This window comes from Paenibacillus sp. CFBP 13594 (genome assembly GCF_014842675.1).
Lineage (GTDB): Bacteria > Bacillota > Bacilli > Paenibacillales > Paenibacillaceae > Paenibacillus > Paenibacillus amylolyticus_B.
Map to the genome: position 1 here is coordinate 225,914 of NZ_JACYVQ010000004.1, position 11,616 is coordinate 237,529.

General features: G+C 44.6%; 9 protein-coding genes. All 9 read left to right on the forward strand.

What is annotated here, in order from left to right; translation table 11 throughout:
- Window positions 1-21: 21 nt before the first annotated feature.
- The 9 genes from IFU39_RS14730 (at window position 22) to IFU39_RS14770 (ending at window position 11,591) form a co-directional block, all read left to right on the forward strand.
- Window positions 22-873: a 3-hydroxyacyl-CoA dehydrogenase family protein gene (locus IFU39_RS14730; protein WP_192133323.1), complete on the forward strand. Its 852-nt coding sequence runs from the start codon at window positions 22-24 to the stop codon at window positions 871-873.
- 35 nt (window positions 874-908) lie between these two features.
- On the forward strand, window positions 909-1,142 hold the full coding sequence (locus IFU39_RS14735) for an acyl carrier protein (RefSeq protein ID WP_017686948.1): 234 nt from the start codon (window positions 909-911) through the stop codon (window positions 1,140-1,142).
- Window positions 1,143-1,200: 58 nt separating this feature from the next.
- A complete protein-coding gene (locus IFU39_RS14740) occupies window positions 1,201-2,271 on the forward strand; it encodes an HAD-IIIC family phosphatase (RefSeq protein ID WP_192133325.1) in 1,071 nt (356 codons plus the stop codon).
- Window positions 2,272-2,301: 30 nt separating this feature from the next.
- Window positions 2,302-3,576 carry an ACP S-malonyltransferase gene (gene fabD, locus IFU39_RS14745; protein ID WP_192133327.1) on the forward strand — a complete coding sequence of 425 codons (1,275 nt, stop codon included), beginning with the start codon at window positions 2,302-2,304 and terminating at the stop codon, window positions 3,574-3,576.
- An 87-nt stretch (window positions 3,577-3,663) separates the two neighbouring features.
- Entirely contained in the window at window positions 3,664-4,644 is a 981-nt protein-coding gene (locus tag IFU39_RS14750) for an ABC transporter ATP-binding protein (RefSeq protein WP_017686951.1), read from the forward strand.
- On the forward strand, window positions 4,641-5,513 hold the full coding sequence (locus IFU39_RS14755) for an ABC transporter permease (RefSeq protein WP_047843969.1): 873 nt from the start codon (window positions 4,641-4,643) through the stop codon (window positions 5,511-5,513). Before IFU39_RS14750 ends, IFU39_RS14755 begins: the two co-directional genes overlap by 4 nt.
- Window positions 5,514-5,550: 37 nt before the next feature.
- A complete protein-coding gene (locus IFU39_RS14760) occupies window positions 5,551-9,234 on the forward strand; it encodes a non-ribosomal peptide synthetase (protein ID WP_105601697.1) in 3,684 nt (1,227 codons plus the stop codon).
- Entirely contained in the window at window positions 9,227-10,252 is a 1,026-nt protein-coding gene (locus tag IFU39_RS14765) for a hypothetical protein (RefSeq protein WP_105601696.1), read from the forward strand. The genes IFU39_RS14760 and IFU39_RS14765 overlap by 8 nt, the downstream gene beginning before the upstream one ends.
- A gap of 154 nt (window positions 10,253-10,406) precedes the next feature.
- Window positions 10,407-11,591 carry an MFS transporter gene (locus IFU39_RS14770; protein ID WP_192133329.1) on the forward strand — a complete coding sequence of 395 codons (1,185 nt, stop codon included), beginning with the start codon at window positions 10,407-10,409 and terminating at the stop codon, window positions 11,589-11,591.
- Window positions 11,592-11,616: the final 25 nt, after the last annotated feature.

The following is an 11,616-nucleotide window of genomic DNA, read 5'->3' on the forward strand; positions in this document are numbered from 1 at the left end:
CACAGAGGGGCGTTGATAGGAATGAAGGTTGGTGTAATCGGAGCAGGCGTCATGGGAAAAGGGGTTGCGCAGAGCCTTGCCCAGTCCCGGCACAACGTGGTTTTGATCGACGTGAGTGATGAAGTTTTGGATCAGGCGAGAACAGCCTTGTTTACTAATATCAGATTCTCGGGATTCTACAACAAGGATACCGAGGCCGAAGACCCGGAAACGGTGCTTTCGCGTGTGGAGTTTACGACACATTACGATTCGCTCAGCGATGCTGATTTCATTATTGAGAACGTGCCTGAGCAATGGGATGTGAAAAAAGAGGTCTATGCACAGCTTGAAAACTATTGCCCCGATTCTTGCATTTATTTGGTCAATACATCATGCATTTCGATAACAAAAGTTGGTTCCATCACCAGACGGCCTGACAAGGTCATCGGTGTACATTTTATGAATCCGGTCCCGTTAAAGCCCGTAGTCGAAGCTATTCAGGGTTATCACACTTCGGATACAACGATTGAAGCGACCAGATCCCTGCTCCATACCATGGGCAAAGAAGCCATACTGGTACAAGATCTCCCCGGTTTTGTATCCAACCGAATATCCCATCTTCTAATGAATGAAGCTGCCTTTGTCGTTCAGGATCAGGTAGCTTCACCGGAAGAGGTTGATGACATATTCGTCAAATGTTTTGGACATAAGATGGGCCCGCTTCACACAGCGGATTTGATTGGTCTGGATACTGTGGTTCATTCATTGGATGTACTCTATGAGAGTTATCAGGACCCGAAATATAGAGTATGTCCCTTGCTTCGCAAGATGGTGGATGCCGGATTGTTAGGCGCAAAAAGCGGTCAAGGCTTCTTTGAGCACGTGATTCTGTAAGTGTATCGACTATAAATTATACGAGGTGACTGTGCATGGAGTCCAAAGTCAAAGTAAAAACATTTCTGAGTCGTTTCTATCGCAAACGTGAAATTCAGGATGATGAGGATATTTTTGAATTGGGTTTTGCCAATTCCCTGTTTGCGATGCAGATGGTGATGTTTCTGGAGAAAGAATTCAACATTCGGATTGAGACCCAGGATATGGATCTGAGCAACTTCCGTACGTTGAACAAGATTAATGAACTGATTGAACGAAAGACAGCATAGACTGCCTGAAGGTCTTGAAGCAATAGTTTGGAACAATATGCCAAGGAGGGGTTCAGGTATGGGTGATCCATCGGTAAGTTCGGTAATGGACAAGCAAAAGCAAGAGAAGGTGAAGCTGGTCGTCTGGGATCTGGATAATACAATCTGGGAAGGTGTCCTTCTGGAAGATGAGAATGTTGTCTTGAGAGAGGGAATTATTGATGTGATCCAGACACTGGACGAGCGTGGGGTTCTGCAATCCATCGCCAGTAAAAATGACCATCAGACAGCCATGGAGAAGCTTGAGGAATTCGGAATTCATGAATACTTCCTATACCCCCAGATTCACTGGAATTCCAAGTCGAGCTCGATTCAATCCATCATAACTTCCATTAATATCGGAGCGAATACGGTTGCTTTTGTGGATGATCAGATGTTTGAGCTGGAAGAGGTACAGTTTGAGCATGCTGAAGTTCGATGCATAGATGCTGCCCAGTACCTGGACATTCCCGATATGGAGATGATGAATCCCCGTTTTATTACAGAGGACTCCAGACTTCGCCGTTTAATGTACAAAAGCGATGAGATCCGTAATAAGGCGGAAGAGGAATTCACAGGTCCCAAAGATGACTTTCTGGCTTCACTTGGCATGACATTTACGATTTCTCCCCTCAAGGGAGATGATCTGCAGCGTGCAGAAGAGTTAACGGTGCGGACTCATCAGCTGAACACTACAGGGTATACCTATTCCTATGAAGATCTGGAACAACTCAGTCAATCTCCTAATCACAAACTTCTCATTACAGGACTGGAAGACAAGTATGGAGCATATGGAAAAATTGGACTCGCTTTGCTTGAGATGGAAGAGGAGTACTGGACCGTGAAGCTGCTGCTGATGTCTTGCCGTGTAATGTCGCGAGGGGTAGGCACGATTCTCATGAATTATATCCTGGAACAGGCGAAAGAAGCCGGGGTCAAGATACGGGCTGAATTCAAAATGACCGATCGTAATCGGATGATGTATCTGACCTATAAATTTGGCGGATTCAAAGAAATCCATCAGGAAGAGGACCTTGTCATTTTTGAACACGACATGAGCTATATTCAGAAAATTCCTTCATATGTGGAACTGAACATTATTAATAATTAATACACCAACCCTATTAATGGAGGTTACGACATGGAAAAAATAGCACTGCTGTTTCCGGGACAAGGTTCTCAGTATGTAGGTATGGGAAAGAGTTTCTATGATCAATATAGCATTGCCAAGCAAACGTATGAGGAAGCGAGTGACGTTGCAGGTGTGGATCTGGCAAAACTATGTTTTGAAGGAAGTCTATCTGAACTGAATCAGAATGAGAACATGCAACCTGCTCTTCTGGCAACGAATGTAGCGGCTTTCAGAGTGTATATGGAAGAAGTGGGGATTCGACCACAATTTTGTGCAGGTCACAGTATGGGTGAATATTCGGCGTTGGTATGTTCAGGTGCCATGACATTTTCCAATGCTGTTCAAATCACCAAATTGCGCGGTGCAATGATGCAGATTCATATTGATCGGGGCACAGGATCCATGACGATTATGGACGGTATTGACGCATCCATTGTGGAGCAACTCTGTGAACAATACAGCGGCGAGCAGGGTGTAGCTGTGGTCTCCTGTTATAATTCGCCAACACAAGCTGCCGTATCCGGTCATCAATACGTACTGGAGGAGATCGAAGCAGCCGTATTGGATGCCGATGGTCAGGTTACTCCCCTAATGTCCAGTGCACCCATTCATAGTTCGCTGATGGCGGAAGATGCAGAGCGGCTCGGTCAAGAACTGGCAAAGTATTCGTACAATATGTTCAAATGGCCGGTACTATCCAATGTTACAGGTCAACCTTATGGTGATGTGGAGCGAATTCCGGGATTGCTGACAGATCAGATGGTCAAACCTGTGCAATGGACACGGATTCTTCAATACCTTGAGCGTTTCGGTGTCACACTTGCCATCGAAATGGGACCCAAAAATGTATTGAATAAATTGACTAAAACGAACTGTCCTGATATCAATTCGCTCTGCTTTGGTGAAAAAGCGGAACGTCAAAAATTGATCAGCATGTTTCAATCGGATGGCAAGAAGAAAAAGGGAGTACCCACAGTCATAACTAAATGTTTAGCCATTGCAGTGGCAACGCCGAACCAGAATTGGGATGAAGCAGAGTATCAACAAGGTGTTGTTCAGCGTTACAAACGAATCCAGGCAATTCAGGAGCAGGTTGAAAATGCGGGGGACAAACCCTCAAAAGAGCAAATGATAGAAGCGTTGGAACTGCTCAAGGGCATCTTTGAAACTAAAAAGTTACCTGTTAAAGAAAGAAATCAGTGGATGAATCATATCATTGATGATACTGGACATCACTACGAACTGGCTGAGTATCTGGTACACGAAGCTGTCGGCGTAAAGTGATTACATTAGGGGCGAAATACGCTGTAATAGCGTATTCGCCCTCCCATGAATTCAGCAATACAGGCAATACATAAAGGGGGAGAACAAGTGAGAGTGCTATCCGCTGAGAACGTCACTAAGTCCTATGGTAAACACCTAGCGTTAGATAACATGTCCTTTGAGCTTCGCAAGGGTGAGATCCACACAATTCTGGGGACCAACGGTTCAGGGAAAACAACATTTATTAAAGTCCTGGCGACTCTGTTGACCAAGGACTCCGGAATTGTCAATATCGGCGGCTACGATTTGGATACCGATGCGAACATCATCAGGAGACTAATTGGATACGTGGGTCAAGATACTGAACGCTCTGCTTATGCGAGATTAACTGTTCGAGAGAACTTAATATTCTTTGGAAGACTTACCGGACTTAGCAAACAAGAGATTTCTAACCAGATTGACAAATTAAGTACGTATCTGGATTTCTCGGAACATCTGAACAAGCAATTCATGCAATTATCGGGAGGCCAAAAGCAAACCGTTGTCATTATGCGAGCCCTGCTGCATGATCCTGAAGTGATATATCTGGATGAACCGACCAAGGGCCTGGATCCCGTGATCTCCAGACGTGTACGTGAGTTCATTAAAAGTTATGTGCGGGATGAAGGGAAATCCATCATTCTGACCTCTCACATTCTGACTGAGGTAGAGGACATGACGGACCGTGTGTCCCTGATGCGCAAAGGAACGCTCCTTAAAACAGGTACAATTGCCGAACTAAAATCCAATCTGGGCGCAGTTGAATTCATCGACATTCCCAGAGCAGACTTGCCCCCTTCCATTCAGGAGCGAATCACTGCTCTGCCGGAGGTAACTTCCACTATTATTCGTGAGGAGGAAGACACGGTTTCCTTCGGAATCACGAACCTGTACGACGGGATGGGCGCGGTTATTAGTGAATTAAAAGAAGGCAATATCCATACGACCATTCAGCATAGACAACTAACTCTTGAAGATTTGTTTGTTCAGCTCTATGTGAAGTCTGATGAGAATTTAGAGTACACATTGGCAGGAGGCAGAGAACAGTGAGTATCGAATACGCTAAAACCGGGACAGGTCAGGAAACGCTAAAGCTGCAAGCGATAGGTAAACCTACCGGATTTTTCACCGTCGTGTGGGCAACAACCGTGAAGGAATTGCAGATTGCTGTAAGGTATCTGCCCAACTTCTTCGGTAACTTCCTACAGTTGGGTCTACGAGTACTCTTTTTCCTGCTGATGTCCACGTTTGTTGTATACGAGGGAGAGAATGTACTTCAAGGAGATAACCTGTTTATCTTTTATCTGGGTGCAATACTTGTATGGCTGTTCTACGGAGTAGCGTTAAACGCACCGCTCGGCGCCGTGACGAATGATCTCCATAACGGCACTTTGGAGTATCTGTACTGCAATCCAATCTCTCGTTATGCGTATTATGTAGGGACGGTTGTAGCCAGTGCATTAATGAATGTCATTGTGTTCATACCGATGTATATTCTGCTTGTTCTGTACGCAGGTCTCAACTTTGCTGAATCCATGATGATTCTAGTCACCTGTCTTGTGGTCATCGTTGCATTAATGGCGCTTGGCGTCATGATTGCACTACTGGGGATTCTGTACCGCCAGGTCTCATCCATTGTGGGTATTTTGTTTATCATGTTTGAATTTGTAGCAGGTGCTTATTTCCCAGTGGACCAGTTTCCGGCAGTCGTTCGTTGGATCGCATATCTCCTGCCTTATACCTGGGGGTATGATATGGTGCGTTATTACAGTTTCAAAACAGATTGGGTGCCCCTTGCACCGATCTGGATGGAATGGTGCATTCTCATCTTTTTTGCCATTTCGTATACAATTATCTCAATCGTTATGCTGCGCAAGGTAGAAAAGATGGCAAAGAAAAAAGGTCTCAACCTAATCTGATTATTCTTGATCCCAAAGAGAATGGGAGGCGTGCTAATTGTCAGCAGAGCCAGGTGCATTCATGCAAAATTTGCTATTATCGAGCCGAAAGTTCGAAGAGGAGAAGCAATATTGGCTAAACCATCTCTCGGGGGACCTTCAATTCAGCATGTTTCCTAGTGAACAAACGAGGGGAACATGGGGTGAGCAAGTGTTTGAGGAGATGCAAATTGCATTTCCTCAACCTGTTTCAGAACAAATCTTTCGCATTTCCGGGAACACCGAAGCAGGGGCATTTATTCTTCTTCTGGCAGGTGTCACATACGTGTTACACCGTTATCTGGACAATGACGATATAACTGTAGGTATTCCCGCTTCGTCTGGTGCAACAAATTCAAGTCAACTACGTGCTATTCGCATCAATTTTGGTGAAGAGTGTTCTTTTAAGGAACTCGTTCTTCAGCTCAGGACCCTTGTGGGTGCGGCCAAAAAGTTTAACCATCTTTCGCTGGAGAAAATTCTTGAATTGCTTGGTCATGAAGGGACAGACTTGCCAAGGGTGGCCACTGTGGTTCGTATGGACAATATGCAGGAGAATCTACAGGAAACAGGCCCCCTAGCCGATATGGTGTTTTCACTTCAAATGTCTAAAGTGGGGCTGGCGCTACGCATGAATTACAATGCCGCAATATATTCTCCAGCAACTATTGAACAGATTGTAGACCACGTGATGCGTGTGCTCTCTATTTGTACAGCCCATCCAGATGAGGGATTACATCATATAAAGATGCTCTCGCGCAAGGAAGATCAGGTTATTGAACATCTGAATGATACGGAGATCCGTTTTCCTAAAGCTCGTTCAATCATCCAGATGATTCAGTCTTGGTCTGCACAACAGCCGGATATTCCCGCAGTGATCTGCGGAGAAAATATCCTTACCTATCAAAGCTTGGATTGCAAATCAAATCAACTTGCGAAATACCTGTTAGCTCAGGGAGTAAGATCAGGCGCTATTGTAGGAATTCTGTTAACGCGATCGGAAGACATGCTCTTGGCTATGCTGGGTGTACTTAAGGCGGGGGCTGCTTACATGCCAATGGACCCCGCATATGCAAATAATCGTTTGCAGTTCATGCTGGAGGATAGCCAGGCTGCGATTTTGCTAACGAAGCCCGATCTGATCGGCTCACTCATATACACAGGACAAATAATCGATATTTCTCGCATGGAAGAATGGGATGAACAACATATCTCTCTGCCAGTTGTTTCGTCGGAGCAGTTGGCTTATTTGATATATACTTCCGGATCTACAGGCAGGCCAAAAGGGGTCATGATTGAACATCGGGCACTAGGAAACTTTGTGGAAGGTGTATCCCGCAGCATTTCTTTTGAGGCTGGCAAACGAATTCTCGCCCTCACAACATTCTCCTTTGATATCTTTGTACTGGAAACGCTTGGGGCACTCGCTAACGGGTTAACACTGATCATGGCAGTAGAAGAGGATCAGTTAAGTCCAAGCCGTATTGCGCATCTAATTGTTACTCACAACATTGAATTAATTCAAATAACGCCTTCTCGACTGCGGATGCTTCAGATTGGGCTTACAGTCGATTCACCGGTATGGAGCGTAATCCAAATATTGATGATTGGAGGCGAAGCTCTACCGTATGCCTTGTATGAAGAGGTAGCGGGAATGACCTCTGCCCGCATCTACAATATGTATGGGCCCACAGAAACAACAATATGGTCGAGCATTAAGGAACTTTCGCCTACCACGACAATTTCGATCGGTCATCCGATTGCCAATACCCGTATTTATATTCTGGATAAGCGGCATCGGCATATGCCAATCGGAGCAACGGGAGAGTTATGCATCGCAGGAGATGGAGTAGCCAGAGGTTATTGGAACAGACCTGAGCTTACGGCCGAGAGGTTTGTAAAAGATCCTTTTCATGAAGGCGCTTATATGTATAAAACAGGAGATCTCGCACGTCTCAATGCTAATGGAGATCTGGAGTATCTGGGTCGTTCCGATTTTCAAGTGAAAATACGTGGTTATCGGATCGAACTCGGGGAGATCGAGAACAGGTTGCTCCAGTACCCGGCTATCTCGGCTGCTGCGGTCACAGTTCGGTCAGATCAGGATGGGCAGTCCCTGTTATGTGCCTATTACACAGTAACGGAGAGCCAAAGTCTCAATCAGGAGCAATTGCGATCTTTTTTGCTGACAGAGTTGCCTGAATATATGCTGCCCTCCAGATACACCATGTTGGATCATATGCCATATACGGCCAATGGGAAGTTGGACCGAAAAGCTCTTCCAGATCCCTTGCTCTTACAGGGAGAAGGGACAGATATTACACTTCCACGTAATGCATTAGAGCAGGTACTCGCCGAATTGTGGTCGGATCTGTTGCAATTAAAAGAGATTGACGTTCATGCCCGCTTCTTCGAAATTGGAGGGCATTCACTGAATGTCATCAAACTTGAGGCGAATATGGAGAGGCAGAGTATTCCGCTTACTGCTGATGAAGTGATGCGGCATGAGACTATTGCATCACTGGCTGAAGTGCTTCGAAACAAGGGATATGAAGCGGATAAGTATAACTCTGAAAAAGAGATACTTCTTGAAGAGCAGGATATGCCAGAGACAGATGGTGCAATGAAGCAATTTACCGAGGAAGTCGGGGCAACGGCGGAAGCGAATCATCTTATATTACATCATTCCCATAGGCCAATAGTTATCATCGCAGGAGTAGAGCCGTTTAATGATGTTTTCTACAAAAATTGCTTCTATAATTCACTCTTTCCCGTATTGAACTTCTATTCTATTGGTGTACTGCCTGTGATGATTAACGACCGAATGCACTATAGATTCGATGAACATCAGGGCATACTCCGATTAGAGTATCAAGCTGTATTATCAGATGACCAGCTAATTGAGCGTATGGGGATAACTTATGAAACGAAGACCTACAGCGAGGATGTACGAAAAGAGATTATAGAAGCGGTTAATTTGGACCGCCCAGTAATTATTCGAGTGGACTGTTATTACGAGTCCTTGCGCAAAGACATGTATTTACGTACCCACTGGCCACATTCCTTATTAATCTATGGGTATGATCTCCAACGGCAAGTGTTCCATGTAATAGAACATGATCACCGGGACAATCTCACGTATCAACCGATGGAGATGCCTATGAAAGATATTGTACAAGCTTACGAAGGATTCGTACGGCATTTCATGGAGGAAGAAGAAGTACCCACGTTCTACGCATTTTCAGCTTGTGAAACTGTCTCACACAAAAGAAACAGCATCATGCTGGGAGAACTGCGTGACATGTTTATTGATCATGTGCGCGTTACACCAGGAGATATTAATCAGGAACTGAGCCATCTTCTTTCCTTCATACAGAAGACGTATCAGTTCAATGAAGAAGATTCACCTGATATGGTCTATGCTGAACTTGTTCTACAATCCATTGTAGACATTGTGAATGCCAAAAAGGTCGAAACCTATCGTATGCAACGGTTATATGAACATCATACCGATCTTGTTTCTGCTGCTCAGGCAATACAGGATCATTGGAGTGAGTTACGTAATGTGCTGGCGAAGGCGGTATATCGGGAGAATATGACACATAATCAGTGGAGAAAATTCACAAGCAAGCTGGAAGCCATCCATGACCTGGAGAAGCATAACTTAATAAATTGCTCAGGATTGGAGATCAGTCATGATTAAAAAATTGCAAGTGAACGAGCCTTTAATGACTACCTACCCACATCACGCGAGTCTCTTTTCCATGCTGGACTTGGACAAACGTTCACGTAGCTGGATTTATCATAATTATCTATTGGTCATCCTGCATCACAATGATGAAGGGGGCTATGGATTGGACGTCTGTTCACAGTATTATCCTTGGCACAAATTCAAAATGTCGACATGCCCTATGTTGATTACAAGGGTGTACGATAGAGATATGATTTTAAAACAGTGGGAACTGCAAGATTTTATAGTGGAACTAATTCAAAAGAATAATTATATTTATTTCCTGAGAAATATTCCTGGTGGTGGTAAACATGAGGTATTCATCTCTGGATTCGATTCGGATCGTAAAGAGTTTCTGTGCCATGATTTTTGGGATGGATTCTACGGTGAGAAATGGCTTCCCTATGATGAGATCACTGTTATTCAAGATTCGAATTTCGATGCTGAATGGTCTACGGATTACCTAAACGGAATATGGGCCATTGAAAAGACAGAAGAGTACAAGGAACCAAGTGAATATTATTATGAAACGGTTCTCCAGTTCTCCAAAGAGGATCTAATGAATATTTTGAAAGAATACGTAGGAGAGACTAATCAAGTTCGCAGTGTTCTGAGAAAGGATCACCGTTATCTTGGAAGTGAAATATACGATAAGATGATTGATATGCTGGGGATGCAGAAGGAAGGGATGCAAAATCAGCCGTTTGCTATACATCCTTTTCACCTGCTTTACGAACATAAACAACTGCTTGCTCAAGCCATATTTGACTTTCTCCCCGATCCTTCGATAAAAATAAGGTTGGAAGAACTGGTTAGCGAAGCTTTAAAACTCCGTAATCTGGTCATGTATATGAATCAATTCATCATGGAGCAGGGTGTATACAAAAAGTATGATGTCATGCTGGATAAAATCATTGAATTGAAAAATATGGAATTGGATATTATGAAACATGTATTCGAATACGAGTATCAATCACAGTTAGGACAATAATTAAATACGATGTATCTACGATAAGATAGACCCATTCATATAATTCTTGAATGGGTCTATTGAACTTTTCTATTATACGTTCCGATGACGTTACCCTAATATGGATAATGACCTGCTTTTTATATAGGAATTATATAGTATAGAGAATGCCAAGATGCCACAATGGAAGCGAGATCTGTATATTCTGTGGTTAAGCCTGTTTTTCAATCATATGGCGTACTCGCTGTTCGTTCCGTTCTTTCCTATATTCCTGCAAAATGATCTCGGTATCCAGAGCGGCTTGGAAGCTTGGTCGGGTATTTCGATCTCCATCAGCTTTCTGATCAGCGGATTATGCGCACCCTTCTGGGGATCACTGGCTGATAAATATGGCAGCAAACTGATGCTGGTCCGTTCCGGAGTGGGGCTAGGCATTGCACATCTGGCTAACTTCTTTGTGTATGATCCGTATACGTTTATCGCGGTGAGGGTCTTTCAGGGACTCATGGCTGGTTTCCATCCCGCCTCGATTACACTGATCGGTACCAATACTCCGGAGAAACAGGTGGGTTACGCACTTGGCGTGATCTCCACGGCCAGCGCTGCGGGTGGGATTCTTGGTCCTCTTGCCGGTGGTGTATTGAGTCACTGGATCGGACTGCGGGGATGTTTCATTGCATCCGCTGTAATTACATTGCTCGCGGCTCTAATGGTCCTGGGTGTTAAGGAGTCACGACAAACTCGTACGATCGTTCCAACGAAGATCATAGGGGATTTGAAAAGAGCGGCTTCCACGCCGGGTTTGATGCGAATCTATGGTTTGATTCTCTTAGTCTCTACCTCCGTGCTCATCATCGAACCGGTGCTGACGCTCTATGTCGTCCAGATTGGCGGAGATGTTGGCAGTGCAACACTCAGTGCAGGGATTGTCTTCTCGGCGATTGGTGTGGCAACCGTCATTATGGGGCCGCGATGGGGCAAGATTGGTGGAAGGATCGGATACGAGAAAACACTATTTATTGGTCTGATTGGCGGTAGAATTGGCAGTCTGCTGCAGATGACAGCAACGAATCTGATTTATTTTGGCAGCCTGCGATTTGTTTATGGTTTGTTCTTTGCGGCAGTCTATCCGGCGCTTAATGCGCTGATCATCAAGTATGCTGATCACGATTTTCGTGGGAGGGCTGTCAGTCTGAGTCAGACGGCGAGTCAGTTCGGTATTGTACTTGGACCGTTAATCGGTGGTTTACTCGGTGGATGGATCGGCATTCCGTTTATTTTTCTCTTCACAGGGATTGTGTTGCTGGGAGCGGCTTGGGCAGTCAGAGTTAGTAATGTGAAACAGGCGGACTTGAACTGAATGGTCATCACTACAACATAGGGAG

Coding starts and splice junctions, on each gene's coding strand:
- IFU39_RS14730 (WP_192133323.1), top strand. CDS start 22: ATGAAGGTTGGTGTAATCGGAGCAGGCGTCATGGGAAAAGGGGTTGCG.
- IFU39_RS14735 (WP_017686948.1), top strand. CDS start 909: ATGGAGTCCAAAGTCAAAGTAAAAACATTTCTGAGTCGTTTCTATCGC.
- IFU39_RS14740 (WP_192133325.1), top strand. CDS start 1,201: ATGGGTGATCCATCGGTAAGTTCGGTAATGGACAAGCAAAAGCAAGAG.
- fabD (WP_192133327.1), top strand. CDS start 2,302: ATGGAAAAAATAGCACTGCTGTTTCCGGGACAAGGTTCTCAGTATGTA.
- IFU39_RS14765 (WP_105601696.1), top strand. CDS start 9,227: ATGATTAAAAAATTGCAAGTGAACGAGCCTTTAATGACTACCTACCCA.
- IFU39_RS14770 (WP_192133329.1), top strand. CDS start 10,407: ATGCCACAATGGAAGCGAGATCTGTATATTCTGTGGTTAAGCCTGTTT.